Raw genomic sequence first — 20,570 nt, 5'->3', positions numbered from 1 at the left:
GTGCAGCACCCGGTTCTAGGGCTGCCAACTGTGTCGCTGTGCTGACCCTTAAGCCGAGAGAACCAACCCAGTACTACATTCCAGCTCCCAACCGCCATCGTCGATTCCGCCCTCACCCCAACGTAATGATAAGGTGTGAGTGCATTACGGGGAGGGTACGTGAAGGTTAGCACTGTGCTAGGTGAGTTAAACCTCGGGAAATCAGTGGCTGAGTTCGATGAAGGTTTAGACCGCTATTTTGTAGACACTGAGATATTCCGGAGTCTGACGACTGATACCGTCGACATTATCGCGGGCGATAAAGGTACAGGCAAAACTGCGCTTTATCGGACCCTTAAGCAGAGATATGCAAAGATTCCTGAACTAGCTCACACCGAGATAATTACTGGATTCAACGTCACGGGCAATCCTGTCTTTCAGAAGCTTGTTCATATTCAGACACTCACGGAAGGACAGTATCGAGCTATTTGGAAAACGTATATCTTCTCTCTCGTGGCAAATTGGCTCCTTCAGCTATACGACGAGAACACCACTGAAGAGATGGATGAGCTTCAAGATATGTTGACAGTCGCAGGTCTTCGAAGCTACGACGATTCCGCTGAAACAGTGTTTTCCAGAATCGTAGGAGCCGTGTCTAGGTTGCTGAGGCCGAGTAGTGCGGAGGTTGAGGTTTCTCTGTCCGAGACGGGGATGCCCATTGTGAAGCCCAAGCTTGAGTTCGAGAAAGATGAAAAGAAGACATCTCCTGTGATCGATCCGAACGAAATCCCCTACGAGGCTGCGCTCAAGACCTTAGACAAAGCTTTGGGCACAGCCAATATCACGGTGTGGATAGCTTTTGATCGCTTGGATGAGGCGTTTCAAGGCTTTGAAAACATAGAGATACCAGCACTCCGAGCTTTATTGCGAAGCTACCTAGACATTCAGGACTTCCCCCACATTAAGCTCAAGCTGTTCGTCAGGAAAGACCTCTTCAGGAAAGTTATTAGCGGCGGCTTTGTGAATCTTACACATATCAACGCGCAAAAGATTGAAATCGTTTGGGACGAAGAGGATCTTCTTGCGTTGCTGGCGGCTCGTGTGAGGGAATCCACACAATTCAGTGAAGCCCTATCACTCACTGGAAGTGAGACCGACATAGAGGTGTTCTATAAGATCTTCCCCGGACAAATTGATCCGGGATCTCGCAAACCGAATACCTGGAATTGGATGATGACTCGTATTAGGGACGGCAACAACATCAAACCGCCGAGAAATCTTCTAGATCTTGTCGAGAAGGCCCGCCAAACCCAATTGAGAGATGAGCAGCGAAGCGCCAGAGACGTCACCCCCGGGGAGCCCTTGATTCAGGCGGACTCGGTCAGGAAGGCTCAGAAGCAGCTCAGTCAGCAAAGGGTAGAAGATACCCTTCTAGCCGAGTCGCCGGAATTGGCCGAAACGATTGAACTCTTTCGAGGGGGAAGAGCAGAACACAACGCCCAGTCTCTTTCAGAGATGCTGTTGGTCCCCGTGGCCGACATTCGCAGCACGGTGAGACCGTTACAACACGCAGGCTTTCTCGAGGAGATCGGTTCAAATTTCAAAGTACCAAGTCTGTATAGGGAAGGACTTGAAATCAAACAGGGAAAAGCGTTTGCGATGACGGGAGCAGAAGACCAATCAGGCGATGAAGCAGACAATGCAGAATCCGATTAGATGGATTATGCTTCATTGCTTACCCACAATGGCTCGATGCTTCTTATAACCCATCTCTCTGCGGGTAAAAAGACTCTTAGCGTCTTAGGTCACGTCCGCACAATATCCAGTCTCCACAACCCTAGGTCATGCACACTGTGCCCCTCTAAATCTCAGACGCCGTCAGACCCCGTACCGACTAGTAGCCCAATCCTAGGTTTTGCACGCACCAAAGTAGCGACTTTGAACTGTCTACCTCTATAAAGCCAATAAGTATGCATAGAACCTAGTCATGCGTTACGGTACGGCTAGGTTCCTAGAGGTAGTTTTCAGGTTCATTTGATCCGAGAATGTGCGATTATCGTACCAAAAGCAAGAAAGTTAAATGTAATGAAATAAGTTGTGGAAAACGTAAATCCCTTGTAAATGCTAGGCAGTTTAGCTGCATTGTACGCTGTATCCTACCTATAAGTACCTAGTAATGCTTGCTATTTACTTGACACGTATGTATAATAAGAGTATAGAGATTTTCTACCGCCCTACTCCATCGACAACCCGCCGATGTCGACGCACCTAGCACCGTCTTTCCTTCGGTGGCGTGTGCTCCGTCGGCGGCATTGTCGACACCAAGTTTGTGCGTGCAAACCCGCCGCCATAAATAAACAATCACAAGGAAAACTAGAAGTAAATGAACCCATCAACCGATGAGGCAGATATCCCTGTCCTCAAACCAATCACCGCCGATAGCGAGGTATTTGCAATCATCTTCGCCCGTCTCAAGGAAACATCTGACGAACTGGCCGCCGTCAACCGTCGGATCATTGCACTAGAGAATGGACAAGACAAACCACCATGCAAGATCACACTTCCAAGGGGCGTAGTCAGACACAACCCAAGTCCCGGCATACTGCGGCCATTGACTCCACGCGAGATGAGGCAGCAACGGCTGCAAGCCCGACTCGAACGACAGAACAAGCAGCCACAGGCCGTCGCCAAGCAGCAGCTAACCGCCGGATCGAACGGGCGCTTGATGCGCACTGGCAAGCCTACATCGACTAGAAAAAAAGGAAAGAAATAAATGGAAATCACCGCAGAGAAATTGAACGAAGCCTTCGACAAGTCCACTCTCACGTTCCACGACAGAGCCGCCGCGCTCGCCACCTTCAAGCAAGATCGTGACATCGTAGCCAATCCCGAAGATGGCCAGCTCTATGCAAAATATGACGCGGAGGTACTCCCCCTGGACGAATGTTTTTTGAGATTCGGCCTACATAATCGTCAATTGATTGACGGCAGATCTGCACCACGCACCGTCACCAAAGATCAGATGACCACGCGCGAGAAGATCTCATACATCACCACTCACGGCGCTGATGCTTTCGAGAAACTGGCCACGAAACCAGTGGAAACGAACGAGGTCAAGACCCGCCAAGACTTCATGAAGCTGCCACTGAGTGAGAAGACAAGGCGCTACAAGGAAAATCCGAATGCCTTCGTAGAACTGCCCAACGCGGTCAGCGACCAGCCCCACAAGGGCTATGTAAACCACAAGGCTCTAGACAAGATCAAAGCCATTCGCCCTCGCTCCAAAAAACGTTAGGCATAGCGCCTAGGGCGATGTTTGTGACGGCGTAGCGAACAACGTAACTACGCCGTCACTAGCCTAGTCATTCCTAGGCCGCGTCTTTCAGGTACACATACAGAGCCGCCCGCGAGATACCGAACTCACGCGCTAAGGCCGCTTTGTTCTCACCAGCCTTCGCTCGTTGCACCAGCAGGGTAGCACGCGCCGCATCTAAGGCTGGTTTGCGTCCCTTGTATACGTCGCCCTTGGCCTTGGCTATGGCGATACCTTCGCGCTGACGTTCCTTGATTAGTTCGCGCTCGAACTGCGCGAACGCCCCCATCACAGATAGCAGCAGATTGGCCATAGGCGAATCCTCGCCGGTGAAGGTAAGCGACTCCTTGACGAACTGGACCTTGACACCCTTCTTCGTCAGCGTCAGCACGATTTTGCGCAGATCGTCTAGGTTTCTAGCCAATCTGTCCATGCTGTGCACGACCAGAGTGTCACCTTCGCGCAAGAACTCCAGCGCCCGTTCTAGTTGCGGTCGCTTTGTGTCCTTGCCGCTTGCCTTGTCTGAGAACGTCTTGTCCAGCGTCATGCCGTCCAGTTGCCGTTCCGTGTTCTGGTCTACCGAACTAACCCTGACATATCCAACAATGTGTCCCTTTGCCATCACTGACACCTCCGTGTGTCTTGAATGAATCTAAGATGCAATCTGGAATCTGTCAATCAGTTTATTTTCTAACCCTAGAAAGACACATTTCCAACCCTTTGCATGTGTCTCGCATGAGTGTACTCCAGATAGACACACTATCGTCGTTACTCTGACTCGCCCGGACCGCGTCGGATAGACGGAAGGCTGAAATCGTCAATGTTTACGCGCCTTTTGCTTCAGACGCAGTCTAGGCCACCTGAATTGTGTCCGCATACCACCCCTAAGCCTAGCTACCTCAGCTAGTTAGACCGAGTCATGGCATGGTAGGGCGCGGTCAGATTCTTCTAAAGCCGCGTCGGTACCGCGCATTTTTGCTGCGTTTTTAGCATTGTCTACACCAGCTACAAGGATCTCTCCATATGCCCCAAAATCGCCCTCCCCAAGCCCCGTATAACCCCACCACACCCACCACGCCGCTACCACTCCTCTAAATCACCAAGGACATCATGACTAAGAAAGTAAAAGTTCCAACCATCAAGAAGACGGCCATTGGCCGCAGCATCGCTGCCAACCTCAAACTCTCTCAGCAACGCATCATCAAGGCCACCCAGCAGGACGCGGGCGGCAGCGGAGTAATCAGCCGATGATCGATCAGAGAACAGAAGACACCCTTGAGCAGTTATGGGCAGAACGGGCAACCCTCGCGGAGCGCGTTGAGGATCTGCGCCGAGCACGTCAAGTTGTTAGAGATGCCGCCGCCCTGGTGGTGCTCCAACGGAAGGTCGTCAATCGTTTTGCCAAGCGCAGGAGCCGCCTACTTCGTCGAAAATCCTAGCCATATTTTTTGCTTGACTTTTGAAAAATTCATGAGAAAATCGATAGCGCCGATGGCGTATACACACCCCTTAGCTAATCCTAGGGGTAGGAGATTTTAGATATGACCATAGATCGTTTGCTTTACAGCCGCCGCGAAGCCGCCCGTCTTCTCAGCATTTCCGAGCGTTCGCTCACCCATCTGATTTTCAATGAGAGGGTTTCCGTAACCCGAGTAGGTCGGCGCACTCTTATCCATCGTGATGAACTTTTGAGATTCGCTCGTATCGACACTCCCCGGTTTTGTTTGTGACCGGGGATTCGTGTCTCTACTCGTGTCATTGCTTGCTATGAAAGTAGGAAATCCCGCTACCTATATTACTTAGTAGAGAACTTTGCCACTCCTTTTTCACCCCACCGACAACCACCTATCTGCTTGTCTATCTGTAACTTGAACCATTCACCACCCACCATAAACCGGAAGTAACAATGTCTCGACCAGTAAACCCCAATCGGTCTACTTATCCAAACTATCCAGACCGATTGGAACCAATTAGGCAATCCATCCTTGCTCATCTCTCCAACGATCCATCCACCTATTCACAAGAGATATTCAAGATATCGAATTGCAGGTACAGGTCACTGTGCCGTTCCATCTATTGCCCATACTGCCTTCATTCGGGCGGACACTCCTTTTATCGGGCGGTTTTACAAGCCTCTATGGGGCTTCCACGCCATCGCCTATGCTTCGCCACATTCGCGGTTAGGGATGTACCCTTGGCCGCTCTAAGAGCCGCCTGTAAAGAAATCATGGCTTCCACTCGCAAAACGTTCTCGAAACTAGAAACTGCACACTATGCATGTCATCTCGAAACCTCCTTTGAGAAATGGTCAGAGGACTATCACCCACATGCTCACGCCCTCATTGACTCGCCATCTGGAGGCAGGAGATTTATCTCACCAGACCAGTGGGAGACCCAGTGGTTACACTCACTACCTCCAGACCTTCGCCCAAGGGAGACAGGAACGCACGTCAAGCCAGTACGTGACCTCGCCGCCGCTTGCTCCTACCTATCGAAGTCACCCTTCCATGAGTGGGTGGCAGGGAGAACCGCCCGGACAATCGCCACCATACAAGCCACCAAAGGCTTGCATAAAGTAATCCAACGCGGCCATCTAGCCGCCTAACCAACAGGAGAACAATCACCGCATGATCGAACCACAAACCGCGCCCGGAACCATGCCATTGCTGGCCACTGCTTCCTTTGTTCCGGGCGTAGTAACCACATCAGCCAGAACTCTCACCAGCGTCATCGACATTGTCCGCAACAAAGGCTGCTTCTGGAATGCGGACGAACTCGCCGAGGTGCTCTCCATCAGCAGGAAGCACATCTACAAGCTCGCCAAGAGTGGCAGGATACCTTGCTATCGCATGGGCGGAGCCATCAGGTTCGACCCAGAAGCCACCGCCCTATGGCTAGAGAAGAGAGCCATCAACTAGCCCACTTGATCCTATTGACTGCCTTCTGGGATTCCTTCGCCGTTGCTGGTCTCAGATACCGCATGGTACTTGCTAGGTCAGCGTGTCCCATGTACGCCTGAACTGTGCGAAGGTCTAGCCCAGATTGCAGAAGGGTTGTGCAGTAACTGCGTCTGAGTTTGTGGAGCGTCCATTCCTGGCACTCGCCCAGCGCCCCTTTGCACCCGGCACATGCCCCGCAATTTAGCCCTGCTCTCTTCGCCAATCTCTTCAACGTCCGCAGCAGCTTGCCATTAGGCTTACCACCTCCAGTTGGCAGAACGAGACGGTCATCAGGATGCGTCTTTCTTCGCGCTCTAAGGTGCCGTAGCAAGTCCGATGGGATGGGTATATCCCTTTCCTCACTGTCTTTGATTTTGAAGCCCCAGTGAGGCTTGCTAGTAACTCGCAAGATGGAATCGTCCCAGTGAATGTCATTCCATTCGAGGTGCATCATCTCTTGATCGCGCAAGCCACATTTGAGACCAAGCTCGATAACCAGTTTCATGTACTCCTCAGCAGCCGCTAGGATTTTGCCGTTCTCATCTTTCGAGTATGTATCCGGCAGCTTGGAGTCATACTTCGGCGTTGCTGGCATGATGGACTTATCGATTTTGCAGAACTTGAAAAAGCTACCTAAACGCCTATGCTTATTGGCCAGCGTTCGATCACTCAATCCCCTAGCCCTAAGGGCACGATGGTATTTGAAGATGTGCTCTCGCGTTACCTCGTCGGCATACGTCAGACCAGTTACCGCTAGGAACTCCGCTGTCACATGGCGGTTTATCTCTGCCGCCTCCATCGCCTTCCGTTCCTTGGCATCCTCCTCGAACTTGAGCGCAGCTCTCCGCAGGTAAACGCGCCCCGGCTCCTCGATAATCTTGACGCCAGCCGCTCCAGCTAACTGTTTAGCAGAGACTAGATGCTCCTCTCTATCTCTCGCTGCCATCGCATCAGCCGCATTATCCCCGGCGCGCTTGTAGACCTTCTTCCGGTTCTCATAGAGCCGTATCTCGTAGCGCCCCTCCGGGTACTGAGTCAGCACCCCGGCGACCTTCACCCACCCATGCTTGACCCTGTTGTTTCCACCCATCACAACAGGAAATCGACGCCACCCTTTTTCTGTCCGGCAGTACCACATCAGCGCAACAGCTTTCTTGTGTCCCATACTCTCCCTTTGTGCCGTTCGATGGCATTTGTAGGACTAAACACAAGGTATGTCAAAAGTTGCTCAGAAAAATCGGACTATCAGGAGAATCCCCCACTCTCCGCCAGAAACTTCTGCAAGTCCCTGAAAATACTCATAGAAGCGACTCAGGTCGATCCTTGGTTTATGCGCTACGTGCGTGTAATGCGCCTTAGCGCGGCAAAGAATACCGCAACGCCTGCCCCGCCGACAGCTAGTAATCCAGATGAGTCACAAACGATCCGTCTCCACATCAGACTCATCGCAAATTTTAGAAATCACGCCTGGCGTCTCTCAAAGAAAAGCGAGGACGAACAAGGTTACTGTGCCTGTGATAGAGGAGCGCCATCTGACGCGTTTGGGATGCTAAGGCGAAGCGAATATACAAGATTAAGCAACGAGAGTGAGAGGCGCAACACCATGGTCTTGTCGTCTTTGAACTCTACCTCAGGGTTGTCAATCTCCCGCTTGATTCTGGACAAGAGAAAGCGTTCGGCTTCTGTATCAGGGGAGGCTCTTCTCTGCCCGTACTCGCTAACTGTCTGGACGATGGAATCAATTGTGGCGGAGACCTGGTGCTGTACTTCTAATGCTAAGTCGGACTGATCCTCATTTGCCGCAATTGATTGATGATGAAGAAAGCCCGCCTTGAGCAACAGAAACGCGCGGAGCTGCGGCATCAGCGTCTTCACGCAGCGGTCTATGTAGATTTCTTCTTCTGTCCTTGGAAAAGGCTCGAATACAGAGAGATCGAGAAGTGCGCGCAGTCTATCGAAATCTCGATTGATCGCGCGGGATTCTTTGAGAAATTCCTGAAAAGTTGAGGCTTGGTTTCCTGGAGTGCTGCGTTCGTCGAGCCCGCCGATGCGTTGAAGCGATGAGAGAAAAAGCGACTGGACCGTATCCGTGGCAGACGTAGCCCACAGATGGTCGAAGATGAGCCACATGGCGGCGATGCCGAGAGCAATTCCGAGTACAACGTCGCGTGCAGGAACGAGCGAAGTACTGATCCCAAAGCGATTGAGATTGACCAGATCATAGGCAAGGATGATCTGGAAGCCACAGTAGGCAATGCGCGGACCGGAGGTGCCGATCCAGGCACCGATAGTAATGACAGAAGCAAACACCAGGGCGAATGCGAAGAGCGAGTCTACCTGCGGCAGGATGAGTGCCTGGATTCCAAAACCCAGAACACACGCGCCGATAATGACACCCGCGAAACGCATCAGTTGCTTATGGCGTGCGGCGCCGGTGTTGGTCAGAGCGGTGAGCATGCAAGTTGCGATGGATGCGTTAAGGCCGGTCCAACCGACGCTCATGTAGACGAGATAACACGCCATGGCGCTGAAACCGCCCCGGAGCGCAAACCTGAGGTGCGCATTGTTCTTAAAGAAGTCGCCAGCAAATAGATGGGGTTGCCTGCTTTCGCCGGGCTCAGGGAGGTGGGAGTGTACAGCGCGGTCGTCACTGCTGAAGCTTTGCGTAATGAGGTCTACGGTGCGCTCGATCTCCACCAGTATGGGATGGGACAGTGTGGCGTCGACAGGAAGATCGATCCAGACAGGAGATTCTTCCTGTAAAAGGCTTGCGTTAATTGCGGAGAGGTTGTCGGCTATGGTTGCGCACCAGCCGCGGTCAGCGACGGTAAACGGAAGCGGGGACCGGTAAAGTACATCCATCAATTCCGTGAGCCGGTTGGAGAGTGCGAGCACAGCGGCGAGATGTTCCTTGTAGTCGTCTTCATAGCTTGAGTGCGACAACAGGTCACGAAGGTCTCCTGTTCCACGCATACCGTATCGATGGATTTCGACGGCCAGGGCGGGATCGATCTCGCAGTCTTCCGCATAGCTGTGCAGCAATCTTTGCGATACGCTCAGCCGTAGTTCAATTGCTGAAAGGATGCGGTCCGCAGAGTGCGTGCGCGCAAACAGGAACTCGATCGCAACCGAAATCGCACAGCCGATGAGGATGGAAAGAAGGGTAAAGAGAGTTTGCTTCACCTTCATATCAGCTGACATCGGTTGGTCCCAGGTAGCGATAGCGTTCGCGATGAGCAAGCCCAGAGCGAGCGCTGCATCGTAGACCTGCAAGCTGCTGATGAGATAGAAGACGGCAAAAAGATTCGCGGCAACCCAGAGAAAGTGCATGAAAGGCGATGCGGCGAAAAGCATCGCCCCGAGGATGACCTCGGTTGTACCCAGAATGCAGATGCCAGCGGTCATCTTCGCGGACTTGAGAGTTGCACGAGGACTGTCTCGCGAGAGCAGCAGTGGATAGTAAGCGCCAAGCGCTGCGCCTGGAATACGAAAGACCATCACCAACGCCATGACGGAGGTGCAGGCGAGAACAATGCGTGCGACCAGCGAGAACCGACCCGGATATGGAGTCAGCTCCGTTTGGAGCAGGCTGAAGACACGGTCAAGCGCGGATTCATTGGAACTGCGTTCAATGACCGGCATTTCGCTCATCGCCTCGGGGACGCATAACGACGACCGCAACCTGTCCTACCCGTAGAAGTGAGGCAGGCGGACTGAGTATCCTGATGCGCACTGGATAACGGGAAGCGAGGCGCACCCAATTCAAGGTACGTTGCACATCCGGAAGACCGAGTCCGATCTTGCCCACCACGTCAGGATCGGGCGTGACGCCGTATCCTATGCTTTCTACGACTCCATGGAGCCGTGTCCTCGTGTCGGACATGAGATACACATCGACGGGGGTTCCGGGCTGTACATGGATGAGCTGGCTCTCGCGGAAGTTGGCGAGTGCCCACCACTCGCGGGTATCGATGAGGGTGAAGAGCTGCTGCCCGACCTTTGCATATTCCCCTTCGGAGATGGTTAGGTTCGTGACGCGGGCATCGAAGGGAGCGACGACGCTGCATTGCTCGTAGTTGTATTGAGCCAGCCGAACGGCGGCTGCACGGCTTCCGCGTTGGGCAAGGAGTGGTGCGAGGACGGAGACCGCGTGCGACGATTCTGTCACCTGCGCCTGGCTCTGGGACATCTGTGCGATCGCCTGCTGCTTCTGCGCCGTTGCCGCCAAGAGCTTTGCCTTTGCGACGGAGAGTTGTGAGGACGCCTGATCGACAGCCGCCGTCTTTGCCTCTGCCAACGAACGTGCACGATGCACATCGTCGGGGGTTACGAACTGTTTTGCGAGAAGTGGCTCAATGCGATGAAGGTTACTGGTCGCATAATCGGCATCGGCCTGGGCTTGCTTCAGCGCGGCTGCGGCCTGAGAGATGGCTGCTTCACTGGCTTGGATTTCATCATCTGATCTTGTCTCGTTGGCCCGTGCGTTCTCGGTGCCGGCGTGAGCCACATCGACATTGCTCACCTGGGCCGCAATGCGCCGAGACTCATTTTCAATGTCGCCTTCAAGCTGTGCCTGCGCGGCGAGCGCATTCTGAAGGGCATAAAGATAGGGGCGGTCATCGATCTTGTAAAGAAGACTCCCCTTCTTCACGAAGTCGTTATCGCGCACGGGAAGTTGCATCACCGGCCCTTCGACCAAAGGCGCCATGCCGATGAAGTTTGCGACGACCTCGGCATCGTCTGTTCTCGGATAGACCGTAGCTTCATGAAGAACAAACACGCCCGTAATGAGCGCTCCGAGAATAATTCCTACGCTGATGAATCTGCCTCGCGTGGTGTATCGCGTTTGTTGCCCGGATTCAGTCAAAAGAGAAGTCCTCGTTAGTTGAAAAAGATGAGCCACAAAGTGCAACTGAGAAAAGAGAAGAGCGCGGTGTAGACCAAAGGAAGCGGCCACAGTTCGCGAACGATCTTCAACTTAGTGAAGAGAGAATGTAGAGCAAGCGTAAGAGCTGCCGCGACGGCGCAACAGACGATCCATGAAGGAAAGTACGACCCCAGGATGTCAAAGGAGGGGGAGTTGGAGCACCCGGTTAAGCTCATAGTGAGCATTACCGTTGCTATGACTGGCAAGATGTTGGAGCAGCGTAGCCTTCCTGCGCCGTTCCGAGCCGGTCGATCGATCATGGGTTTTTTCCTTTCGGATGGTTGATCAGAAGATCTCCAGTTCTAAAGGAGAGGTTGGTGAAGGATTCCAATACTTGCGTGCGGGCAGTAACATCGACGGCGCGGGCGCGAGCCAGTTCTCTCTCTGCCGAAAGGACATCGAGGATATTGCGGACGCCGTCTTTGTAGGAGTCGACGGCTGCGGAGTACGACTCCGAGGAGGCCGCAAGAAGAGATGTTGCGGCCTTTCGCTGCTGCAGCGCGGTCTCTGCGTTTGCATAGTCGCTCCACACATGGTCGGCGATGTGGTCTTCGCGCTCGTGGACTTCTTCTTCTGCGGCGGTTCTTTCCGCCTTCGCTTGCGCGATGCGGCTCTCGCGCCGAAAGCCGTCGAAGACCGTCCACTTCAGGCTCAGGCGAGCATCATAGGTGTAGGTTTTGCCGTAGGTGCCGGGTAATTTCTCCTGCTCGCCCCACGCGCGGAGCCATCCCTTTTCGCCATCGAAGTCGAGCTGCGGATAATAGGCCGAGCGCGCGTGCTTTACTTCAGCGTTGGCGGCCTTGACCCGTGCGATGTCCGCCAGCAGATCAGGCCGTTGCTGATAGGCAGTGTGAATGGCGTCCTCGACGGACTGGTCCAATGCATCCGGGATAGTTAGCTCCGCGAGAGGTTGCACCTTGAAAGGCTTTACCGGCGTCGCGGTAAGGATTGTAGCGAGATCGCCGAAGGCTGCCTGCTCTGCGCCAATTGCGCTTTGAAGATCGTAGTTGGCCTTTGCTGTTGCGGCTTTTGCCTCAAGTAGATCGGGCAGCGTCGCGAGGCCGTTATTTTTGCGGTCCTGAGCGGCGTCTTCGACAGCCTGGGCATCATTCAGCGTGACAGCCGCGGCTTCTCTCAATCCAATCGCATTCAAGAGGTTGTAGTAGGCCAGACTTACCTGCTGCACCAGAACCAGATGTTCATTGTTGAAGTTGAGGTTTGCAGCGAGAAGGCGCGCCTGCGTGGCCGTGATCTCGGAACGGCGTGCTCCAAAGTCTACGAGTGTGTAGTTCAGGTTGAGAGCGGTCTCGAATGCTCCGATGTCCTGCAATACGAAGGTACGGTAGAGAAGTGGAGGGTTGAGAAAGGTCCTCCCGGAGGCGCTGGCGATAATGGTTGGATACAGCTCACTCTTCGCCACACCAACCGACGCTGCGGCGACTTTTGCGCGGTCCCACGCTGCTCGGGTCGATGGATTATTGGACTCCGCGATGTCGATCAGTTGACCGAGGGAGTATGGCTCCTGCGAGTTCAGCTCCACTTCATGAGGAGCAACGCCCACGACTGCAATGCGGGAGCTGTTGGGTAGCCAAGGTGTGTCAGGCTCTTTCGGAGCTCTTTGGGCCCATATTGGGCCGGAAATCAGCAATGAAGCCAGCAGAATTTGAAATTTACACCGCCAGGAGGTCCGGTAAAGGAACTCAAAAACAGGCACCGAAGTCATATCTTTAAGAATGCCTGTGTGTCGCTATCCAGATCTTGTACAAAATTGCTCATCCTGGATTGGCCCCTGCTAAAGTTAAGGTATGCATTCCGAGGAAAATCATGCGTTTCACGAGATATCGGCGGCTCAAACGCCTTCTCAGGTGATTTTGCAGGATGCTTCTCGCGTCAAGGAAGATCACTCAGAAAGAGAACTGGGCCGGAACGAGAGCGCGCGGATTTGGCGGCACCGCTCTCTCGAGGGAGTGGAACTTTTTCACGGAACCTATAAAACGTATGAGTTTGCCCGCCACTTTCACTCTGTTCCTGCAATAGGCATCGTGGAAAGGGGCTCCATGGCCTCCTATTGCAGAAAAGAGGACCATGTTCTGCCCACGGGTACGGTCTTGCTTCTCAATGCTGGCGAGGTACACGCGCCGCGCCCCACCAGTCCGGATGCGTGGGGTTTTCGAGTATTTTACTTCGAGGATTCGTTCTTCGATAAGCAATCGAAGGCGTTTTCAAGGGACGCCTTTCACTTTTCAAAGCCTTTTGTTCAGGATGCTTCGCTCTCAGAATGGCTACTCCGCCTGCATCGAAAGTTCGAAACTAACAGCAGCAGTCTCGAGGTGGAATCTTCCAGCCTGGAGATTTTTGCGCGCCTGCTCGAGCGACATACTTCTAATGTCCAACGCCCACAAACCTCCGCCTTTGAGAAAGCGAAGATCAAACGAGTGCGAGATTACATGGACGCCAACTACGGGTGCGATATCAGTCTGGATGACCTCGCAAAGATTGCGCAGTTGAGTCCGTATCATCTCCTCCGCTCGTTCCGAAGTGCAGTCGGTCTTCCACCGCATGCGTACCTCAATCAAATCCGCATTGAGGCGGGACGGCACCTCTTACAACTGGGGCATAGCATTGCGGAAGTCGCCACAGCCACGGGTTTTGTCGATCAAAGCCACTTCACGCGCCACTTTAAACGCATTATGGGTGTGACGCCCGGACAATATCTTCCACATTCGAGCGAACATCTGCGTACCGCATAGTACAAACTGCATCGAATAGACGATCAGCTTTCGGAGTGGACCATAGCTTCCGTCCTGACAGCGCGCCGACAGAGACCTTTCGGAAACTATTCAGACATGGCCGTCGTCGATCCTACATCTGCTACACGCGATACTCTGGAAGAAGTATTTGCGGCGACAAGCATTGGCGTAAAGAAGATTTTTGATGTCGGATCACTCTATCGATAACGGGAGAACGAGATGAAGCATTTAGCGATCGCGGGACTTTTCTTAGTCATGACCGCGAGCGGCGCATCTGCGCAGATCAACGCAGGTGAACAGAAGCCTGAGGCTAGCCTGCCATTCAACATGGTCCAGGTAACAACTTTGAACCTGCCTTGGAAGATTGCTTTCCTACCTGACGGGCGAATGCTTATTACCGAGAAGACCGGCGGTTTGCAGTTGGTCACCCAGCAAGGAGCAAAGACGCCCGTTACGGGCGTGCCAGCCGTTCTCTGGAGAGGTCAGGGTGGGATGCTGGGCGTCTATCTCTCCCCGCACTATAAGAAGGACCACAATGTCTACCTCACCTATTCAGAGCCGGGTGACGGAGGTTCGAGCCTGGCGCTTGCGCGGGCCAAGTTGAAGATCAGCAAGGATGCGGCGAGCCTCGAGGGGCTCAAGGTGATCTGGCGCGACGGCGAGAGGGGTGAGGGCGGACAGTTCGGCGCAGCCGTCGCCTTTTCTCCGAACGGCAAGTATCTCTTCCTCTCCTCTGGCGATCGGCAGCGTATGACACCAGCCCAGGACCCCAACCAGCCTCTTGGCAAGATCCTGCGCCTGACGCTCGATGGCAAACCGGCCCCGGGCAATCCAGGGGCAGGCAAAATCGGCGCGCCCACTGTGCCCGTCATCGACCCACCGTCTGATACGGAAGCCGCAAAAACCGCCCCTGTCGTGAGAACGTATACCTTCCCCGGCCCTAACCTGACGCCATCGGAGACCTGGAGCATGGGACACCGTACTCCCTATGGTCTGGCCTTTGCGCCGGATGGCCGGCTGTGGGAGCTTGAACATGGCCCCAAGGGCGGCGATGAGTTGAACCTGATCGAACCCGGCAAAAACTATGGCTGGCCGCTGGTCTGCTACGCCCCCAACTATAACGGCGTGCCCATTCCCAATCCGGACACGCGCCCTGACCTCACGAAGCCTGTTATCTATTGGACCCCAGTCATCGCACCGGGCAACCTCATGTTCTACAAAGGCTCCGACTTCTCGCAGTGGAACGGCTCGGCTCTTGCCAGCGGGCTGGGATCGAAATCGATCACCCGCATCACGTTCGACGGCAAGGGAGGAGCGAAACCTGCCGAGCGATGGGATATGGCTCACCGGGTCCGCGACGTCGAGGAAGCTCCTGATGGCTCGCTGTGGATGATCGAGGATGCAAAGGCAGGTCGCCTCTTCCACCTGACGCCGAAGTCGAAATAAGCACGTTCTTTTTCTGCAACCAAGAGAAATGCGTGTAAACCAGCTCAATATTCCGGTCCACCGTTCTATCCAGACGGCGGACCGGAACATCCACACCAAGGCGAGTCGAAGTCGATAAGCGAAAGACCCACTCGACTCCACATCCTGTAAAACTGAAAAAGCGACGACGATATGGACCAAAAATTCAAATTAGTGTTTGGGGCGATGTGTGCGTTATTTTGCGGGCTTTGCATATCCAATGCAGCCTTTGGCCAGAATCTGCCCGACGGCAAGGGTAAGGCAGAGTTCATACACAACTGCACTGCCTGTCATCGCGCGGATATGGTTACCAATGCTAGAAAGACCCAGGCAGAGTGGAGAAAAAGCGTCGACGACATGGCTGCCCGTGGTGCGGATGGCACAAAGCAAGATATAGACAACGTCTACCTCTACCTATCCACAAATTTTGCCCTGGATAAAGCCGCCCCCGCTACGGCAGCACCATCTACGATCCCTCCCTCAACCTTAGGTGCAGCAGCGGCGCTGAACTCCTCAGAGATCGAACAAGCGAAGAGCTTAATTACCCAGAACGACTGTCTCGCATGTCATCGCATACAAGAACAAGGGGGGTATACCGGCCCGGCATTGAACAGTGTAGGAGCGCGGCACACACCTGACGAAATCCGAGCGGCTATCGTCAGCCCAAAGCCAACGCTCGACCCCAGCAACGACCTCGTTCGACTGACCACTGCTGATGGAAAGACGCTTACTGGCCGGATTCTGAGCCAGGACGATCACAACGTGCAAGTGATCGATACGTCAGGAAAAGTAACCACCTATTCCAAGCCAGAACTCAGCCAGTTCACAATCATCGATACCAATCCCATGCCTTCCTATGAAGGAAGAATTACGGGAGACGACCTGAATGATCTGGTACGCTACCTCGGTTCACTTCCATCTGTGGATGGAAGCGTCCAGAAGTGACGTGGCATTGGGACATCGATTAAGGTCGGCCAGCATTTGCTGGGTTTCAAAGGGCTAAGCAACACAACCGCTCTGCGATGTCGTTCGCTGCTAGCACAGACCACTTGGTCGAGCGGCCGTTCCGGTTTCCTGTGTCGGAATGATCTGCGGGTTGGGAATTGGATACGGCGTGGTGCTGGCAAGGCTCGCGAGACATCCGTTAATGGTTTGCGAAATTGCGGGCTGCGTAGCCGGCAGAGCAGGAATCGACTGATCGGGTTTTCCGAAGTTGAATGCGCTCGTGAGATCACCGACGGTTGCACGACGCCACGCGCTCAGATTGGGAACTTCGGCGCCGAAACGCGTTTCGAGAAACCGCAGCACAGAAGTGTGATCGAAGAGATCCGAGGAGACAAGCCCACCTCTGCTGAACGGTGAGATCAGAAGCATCGGCACACGAAAACCCAGACCGATAGGTCCAAGAATCGCATCTGCCAGAAAATCAGTCGGAAACTAGAATTGAAGTTGTTCCCGCGGCTCTCACCCTACTGATCCCGCCAAAGGTTATCAGTCGCGCATCTCACCTCTGAGAACCTGGAACTGTGAGGCTCCTCGCTTGAAACTATATTCTTCCTGCTCAAAAGCAGCAGGGGCAGCATCTATAAAAGATGCTGCCCCCGTGTTCCCCAAGTTAGTGCCCTTAGAAAAGAAGCTTCAGCGAAAACTGCATCTGTCGCGGAAAGTTCTGTTGCGTCGAGCCGACGGTCCCATAGCCCGACCACGCTCCTGGCTGGTTTGGATCTGCCACACTCGTATTGCGTGAGGGCGCCTGCTCTGGCGAGCCGGTGTTTGGTCCGCCAAAGATTACCGTGTTTGTAGCGTTGAAGGCCTCCGCCTTGAACTGCAGCTTTGTACCTTCCGTGATAGAGAATTTCTTCTCCAGTCCAAACGACGTCTGCTGCGCATATGGATTCCGCAACTTCGTCGTCCTCGGCAACTGCGTTACCGCCGTATATTCCGGGAACGTCGTGAAGCATTGGCTCTGACTATTGTTGAGGTAGCTCTTATACGACCGTTGTGCCGGCCGCAGATTGTATTGCCCGCAGGTGTAGATATCGTTGTTGGGGAAGCCGACGGGCGTACCACCGCTGTTCTGGAATATCCAATCCAGTTGCCAGCCGTTGACCACCTCTCCCAGCACACCATGCGCGTTAGACAGGAACGAGCCGCCCCGTCCGATTGGCAGACCGTACAGCCCACTGAATGCAAAGTCCCACGGACGATCGTTGCCATCGACCGCGTAATAGGGTTTGGCATCGACCAGACCCGCACCGCTGTTGTTCAGAAGGCCAGTCGCCGACATTAGGCGCGACCAGGTAAACGATCCCAGGAAGCTCAATCCGTTGCTGAAAGCGCGCCCATGAGAGAAGCGCTTTTCCATCTTCGCCAGCATGGCGTTGTAGTGGCTGTAGCCGCTGGCATCGGTGTAGATGTACAGGTTGCCGTCGAACTGCGGATACGGCACCATCAAGTACTTTGCCTGAATGGTGGGATTCTGACCCAGCGAGACGGTCTTTGGCAGCACCCCATAAAACGGGTTCGTCACCTGCTGGTCCAGATAGTTCGGGTCGGCATGGCCCTTGGCAAAGTCGGCTGCACTTATACCATTGATCTGCCTGGACGCGCGAAGCCGGGTGGTATGCACTCCGAGATATGCGAGATTACCCACGATTCCAAATGGCATCTGCACCTCGAACCCAAGAGTATATTGCTGCACGATGGGCACCTTGCGATTGCGCTGATCGATTCCGAAACCCGAACCAACCAGCGTCTCCGCGCCCTGCGAGCTGCCTGGAGGCACGATATATCCATTCGGGAACGGTGTGCCGTTGCGGAAGTCCGTCGCCGGATGCAGACCGCCATCCGGGGAGGCATTATAGCTTGTGTCCTGGGCCCACGCCGAGGCTCCTCCCAGTTCGATTCCATACGCCTTCGAGATGGTATATCCCCCATGGAAGACGATGAAACGGTTCGGGGTGAACGAAAGTCCGAGCTTCGGTTGCCAGTAAGCGCTGTGTTCGTCATACGCCGGGAGTTTATCGCTGGCAAACTGCACTGCACCAAGAATGGGATTGACCATCGTCGCCCCGTTGGGCAGCGTATTGCCCGCCGGATAGGTGATCTGGCTTGAGATCGGATTGGCGCAAGTCAGACAAACACCCGCTAACAGTCGATTATGCCGCTCCGTTGGCGATAGTTCGTCGTCCCATCGAAGACCCGCATTGATGGCGAACTTGTCATTCACCTTCCAGTCATCCTGCACGAAGAATCCATAGTACTTGTACGACTCATAGGGAGAGATCCCATAGTGAACGCTGCCGCCATTTGCATATCCCATCAGCGTCTCGGCGATGGCAGAACCGTCCTTGTTGCCCTTGAATGGATTATTCTGCGTGAATCCCGTGCCAAACCCGAAGTTTCCGTTCGCCTGCCCTTTTCCGCCTGAAACGTCGTGATACAGCGAGAACTCACCACCATAGTGCAGCGTGTGCCGTCCAAGCGTCTGCGTAATCGACGGTCCCAGGTCGTACGACTCGAACATCGTTGGATCGCCCTGGTTTCCAATGATCCCCGGGTAGCCGTCGCCGATATTGATCTCCGGCGCGTAGTCATGCTTCGTTGTCGGCAACTGCGGCATATTCAACCCCAGGTCGGCCGCCGAAAGCTTCGCCTCGCCTGCCGACAACGCTCCATCCGGAGCAAGCGTATAGTAGCGGTTGAACGAAGCTCGCACGTCCGAGACCAGCGTGTTCGAAAACGTATGCGTAAGGTCAAGCACCTGCGTTATGCTCGAGCGGTAGTTGTCGATATTGCCCTTAATAGCTGGCCCTGCGAACCCGTTTGAGTTCCGGTACTCATGCCCTGCCCACCACGCGAAGATGCCATACAGCCGCGTCCGGTCTGTAAAGTTGTAGTCCACCCGCGCAATCGGCATGTTGTACTTGTATCTGTCTTTTCCGTTGAAGACATAGTTGTTCTGATATCCAGGCCTGTTCGGCGCAGGAAACAACTTGAGGATATTCAAGCCGATGGGACTGATCCGCGAAGCCGGAATCGTATTGTTGGGGAAAGCCGTTCGGCCATATGTCTTGCAACCACCGTTCCCCGAGGGAACCACGCAGGTCGTTGTGTTTGGATCGTAAATCGCTGTCTTGTTGACTGCAGCAAGATAGTTTGTCAGGTTTACATTTCCGCTGGCATCCGGCAGCATATCCGCTGTAGGCACAGTAGTGACGACGCCTGCCGGCAGCACCTGGCGATAGCCTTCATAGCTGAAAAAGAAGAAGGCATTGTGCTTCAGGAAGGGGCCGCCGACGGTCCCTCCAAAGTCATGCTCGTTGTGAAACGGCTTGGCTGCCTGCTGCTGATTCAACTGGTAGGTATTTGCATCGAACAGCGAATTCCGCCAGTAGTCGAATAACGTGCCATGAAAATGAGGCGTCCCGTTTTTCAGGATCGTGTTCATCGCGCCACCGCCCACACGCCCATACTGCGCGTCGAAGGTGATCGTCATCACTTTGAACTCCTGCACTGCGTCGATACTCGGCGAAATGTTCCAGGTTCCTGCCGGTCCGCCGCCCTGCACCGAGATCGGCGCGCCATTCAACATAAATTGGTTTGTAATTCCCGGCTGCCCAGAGATCGAGTACGAATTCGACGTGTCCCATCCACGCGTTCCCGAGTAGCCGCCCGCGCCAAACTGGTTTTGCGTAAATCGTACGCCCGGCGTCAAGGACAACAGCATATACACCTGCCTGCCGTTCAGAGGCAGGTTCTGCACCTTTTCCGGATCCATCACCGTTCCGCCAGAAGCATCTGTCGTCGCCAGCTGGATCGGGTTCGTCGATACCGTGACCGTGTCTGACACGCCACCGGCTGTCAGACCCACGTTAAGGTTGATCTTCTGTGCCACGTCGAGAATCAATCCCGGCCGTACCTCGGTCCGAAATCCCTTTGCCTTCACCGTAACCGTATAGGTCCCGGGCTGTACGAAAGGAATCACGAAATAACCCTTTGCATTCGAGGTGATCTTGTAGTCCTGTTGCTCGCTCTTCGCGTCGACCGCAGCGCCTCCAACTACATATCCCTGAGCATCGGTCACGTTTCCTTGAATCGTGCCGCGATACTCCTGTGCTGAGGCAGGCAGCGTATAGGTTAGCGCTACCACAAGACAAGCTATTGCCACCCTAAATCGATTTATCAAAGGACCTCCC

General features: G+C 54.2%; 18 protein-coding genes. 10 read left to right on the top strand and 8 right to left on the bottom strand.

Annotated elements, in window-relative coordinates; genetic code table 11:
- The first annotated feature begins 159 nt into the window (after positions 1-159).
- The 3 genes from P4G45_RS01395 to P4G45_RS01385 all read left to right on the top strand — a co-directional run bounded on the left by P4G45_RS01395 (position 160) and on the right by P4G45_RS01385 (position 3,274).
- Entirely contained in the window at positions 160-1,695 is a 1,536-nt protein-coding gene (locus P4G45_RS01395) for a P-loop ATPase, Sll1717 family (RefSeq protein WP_348267912.1), read from the top strand.
- 667 nt (positions 1,696-2,362) lie between these two features.
- Positions 2,363-2,752, top strand: a complete 390-nt coding sequence (locus P4G45_RS01390) for a hypothetical protein (RefSeq protein WP_348267911.1) — start codon at positions 2,363-2,365, stop codon at positions 2,750-2,752.
- The gene (locus P4G45_RS01385; RefSeq protein WP_348267910.1) at positions 2,753-3,274 is read left to right on the top strand and encodes a hypothetical protein; all 522 of its coding nucleotides are present in this window, start codon (positions 2,753-2,755) and stop codon (positions 3,272-3,274) included.
- Positions 3,275-3,347: 73 nt separating this feature from the next.
- Here P4G45_RS01385 and P4G45_RS01380 read toward each other — a convergent pair whose 3' ends face one another.
- Entirely contained in the window at positions 3,348-3,914 is a 567-nt protein-coding gene (locus P4G45_RS01380; protein ID WP_348267909.1) for a recombinase family protein, read from the bottom strand.
- Positions 3,915-4,402: 488 nt separating this feature from the next.
- Between P4G45_RS01380 and P4G45_RS01375 the strand changes: the two genes are divergently transcribed.
- The 4 genes from P4G45_RS01375 to P4G45_RS01365 all read left to right on the top strand — a co-directional run bounded on the left by P4G45_RS01375 (position 4,403) and on the right by P4G45_RS01365 (position 6,210).
- Complete coding sequence (locus tag P4G45_RS01375; RefSeq protein WP_348267908.1) at positions 4,403-4,543, top strand: hypothetical protein; 141 nt, start codon at positions 4,403-4,405, stop codon at positions 4,541-4,543.
- A gap of 290 nt (positions 4,544-4,833) precedes the next feature.
- A complete protein-coding gene (locus tag P4G45_RS16930) occupies positions 4,834-5,022 on the top strand; it encodes an excisionase family DNA-binding protein (RefSeq protein WP_373695291.1) in 189 nt (62 codons plus the stop codon).
- 176 nt (positions 5,023-5,198) lie between these two features.
- Positions 5,199-5,897: a protein rep gene (locus P4G45_RS16925; protein ID WP_373695290.1), complete on the top strand. Its 699-nt coding sequence runs from the start codon at positions 5,199-5,201 to the stop codon at positions 5,895-5,897.
- 22 nt (positions 5,898-5,919) lie between these two features.
- Positions 5,920-6,210, top strand: coding sequence for a helix-turn-helix domain-containing protein (locus P4G45_RS01365; RefSeq protein WP_348267906.1), 291 nt, complete (start codon positions 5,920-5,922; stop codon positions 6,208-6,210).
- Here P4G45_RS01365 and P4G45_RS01360 read toward each other — a convergent pair.
- The 5 genes from P4G45_RS01360 to P4G45_RS01345 form a co-directional block, all read right to left on the bottom strand.
- Positions 6,203-7,396 (bottom strand): tyrosine-type recombinase/integrase, encoded by a 1,194-nt coding sequence (locus tag P4G45_RS01360; RefSeq protein WP_348267905.1) that lies wholly within the window; start codon positions 7,394-7,396, stop codon positions 6,203-6,205. The genes P4G45_RS01365 and P4G45_RS01360 overlap by 8 nt on opposite strands.
- A 338-nt stretch (positions 7,397-7,734) precedes the next feature.
- Entirely contained in the window at positions 7,735-9,882 is a 2,148-nt protein-coding gene (locus P4G45_RS01355; RefSeq protein WP_348267904.1) for an FUSC family protein, read from the bottom strand.
- Entirely contained in the window at positions 9,860-11,098 is a 1,239-nt protein-coding gene (locus P4G45_RS01350; RefSeq protein WP_348267903.1) for a biotin/lipoyl-binding protein, read from the bottom strand. The genes P4G45_RS01355 and P4G45_RS01350 overlap by 23 nt, the downstream gene beginning before the upstream one ends.
- A gap of 14 nt (positions 11,099-11,112) precedes the next feature.
- Positions 11,113-11,334, bottom strand: coding sequence for a YtcA family lipoprotein (locus tag P4G45_RS16920; protein ID WP_373694175.1), 222 nt, complete (start codon positions 11,332-11,334; stop codon positions 11,113-11,115).
- A gap of 80 nt (positions 11,335-11,414) precedes the next feature.
- A complete protein-coding gene (locus P4G45_RS01345; protein WP_348267902.1) occupies positions 11,415-12,719 on the bottom strand; it encodes a TolC family protein in 1,305 nt (434 codons plus the stop codon).
- A 406-nt stretch (positions 12,720-13,125) separates the two neighbouring features.
- On the opposite strand from P4G45_RS01345, the gene P4G45_RS01340 reads away from it, so the two are divergent.
- The 3 genes from P4G45_RS01340 to P4G45_RS01330 all read left to right on the top strand — a co-directional run bounded on the left by P4G45_RS01340 (position 13,126) and on the right by P4G45_RS01330 (position 16,317).
- On the top strand, positions 13,126-13,908 hold the full coding sequence (locus P4G45_RS01340; protein ID WP_348267901.1) for an AraC family transcriptional regulator: 783 nt from the start codon (positions 13,126-13,128) through the stop codon (positions 13,906-13,908).
- 219 nt (positions 13,909-14,127) lie between these two features.
- The gene (locus P4G45_RS01335; RefSeq protein WP_348267900.1) at positions 14,128-15,354 is read left to right on the top strand and encodes a PQQ-dependent sugar dehydrogenase; all 1,227 of its coding nucleotides are present in this window, start codon (positions 14,128-14,130) and stop codon (positions 15,352-15,354) included.
- A 171-nt stretch (positions 15,355-15,525) separates the two neighbouring features.
- Positions 15,526-16,317 (top strand): c-type cytochrome, encoded by a 792-nt coding sequence (locus P4G45_RS01330; protein ID WP_348267899.1) that lies wholly within the window; start codon positions 15,526-15,528, stop codon positions 16,315-16,317.
- Positions 16,318-16,407: 90 nt separating this feature from the next.
- On the opposite strand, the gene P4G45_RS01325 is transcribed toward P4G45_RS01330, so the two are convergent.
- Positions 16,408-16,746, bottom strand: a complete 339-nt coding sequence (locus P4G45_RS01325; RefSeq protein ID WP_373695305.1) for an alkaline phosphatase family protein — start codon at positions 16,744-16,746, stop codon at positions 16,408-16,410.
- Positions 16,747-16,996: 250 nt separating this feature from the next.
- Entirely contained in the window at positions 16,997-20,524 is a 3,528-nt protein-coding gene (locus P4G45_RS01320) for a carboxypeptidase regulatory-like domain-containing protein (protein ID WP_348267898.1), read from the bottom strand.
- Positions 20,525-20,570: the final 46 nt, after the last annotated feature.

Source organism: Edaphobacter paludis (assembly GCF_039993895.1).
GTDB classification, from domain to species: Bacteria; Acidobacteriota; Terriglobia; order Terriglobales; family Acidobacteriaceae; genus Edaphobacter; species Edaphobacter paludis.
The sequence above is the reverse complement of the archived record's forward strand: the minus strand, read 5'-3'. Positions and strand labels throughout refer to the sequence as shown.

What these genes read in the sequence shown, in the direction of transcription:
- P4G45_RS01390 (WP_348267911.1), top strand. Translation starts at nt 2,363, where the DNA reads ATGAACCCATCAACCGATGAGGCAGATATCCCTGTCCTCAAACCAATC.
- P4G45_RS01385 (WP_348267910.1), top strand. Translation starts at nt 2,753, where the DNA reads ATGGAAATCACCGCAGAGAAATTGAACGAAGCCTTCGACAAGTCCACT.
- P4G45_RS01380 (WP_348267909.1), bottom strand. Translation starts at nt 3,914, where the DNA reads ATGGCAAAGGGACACATTGTTGGATATGTCAGGGTTAGTTCGGTAGAC.
- P4G45_RS01375 (WP_348267908.1), top strand. Translation starts at nt 4,403, where the DNA reads ATGACTAAGAAAGTAAAAGTTCCAACCATCAAGAAGACGGCCATTGGC.
- P4G45_RS16930 (WP_373695291.1), top strand. Translation starts at nt 4,834, where the DNA reads ATGACCATAGATCGTTTGCTTTACAGCCGCCGCGAAGCCGCCCGTCTT.
- P4G45_RS16925 (WP_373695290.1), top strand. Translation starts at nt 5,199, where the DNA reads ATGTCTCGACCAGTAAACCCCAATCGGTCTACTTATCCAAACTATCCA.
- P4G45_RS01365 (WP_348267906.1), top strand. Translation starts at nt 5,920, where the DNA reads ATGATCGAACCACAAACCGCGCCCGGAACCATGCCATTGCTGGCCACT.
- P4G45_RS01360 (WP_348267905.1), bottom strand. Translation starts at nt 7,396, where the DNA reads ATGGGACACAAGAAAGCTGTTGCGCTGATGTGGTACTGCCGGACAGAA.
- P4G45_RS01355 (WP_348267904.1), bottom strand. Translation starts at nt 9,882, where the DNA reads ATGAGCGAAATGCCGGTCATTGAACGCAGTTCCAATGAATCCGCGCTT.
- P4G45_RS16920 (WP_373694175.1), bottom strand. Translation starts at nt 11,334, where the DNA reads ATGAGCTTAACCGGGTGCTCCAACTCCCCCTCCTTTGACATCCTGGGG.
- P4G45_RS01335 (WP_348267900.1), top strand. Translation starts at nt 14,128, where the DNA reads ATGAAGCATTTAGCGATCGCGGGACTTTTCTTAGTCATGACCGCGAGC.
- P4G45_RS01330 (WP_348267899.1), top strand. Translation starts at nt 15,526, where the DNA reads ATGGACCAAAAATTCAAATTAGTGTTTGGGGCGATGTGTGCGTTATTT.
- P4G45_RS01325 (WP_373695305.1), bottom strand. Translation starts at nt 16,746, where the DNA reads ATGCTTCTGATCTCACCGTTCAGCAGAGGTGGGCTTGTCTCCTCGGAT.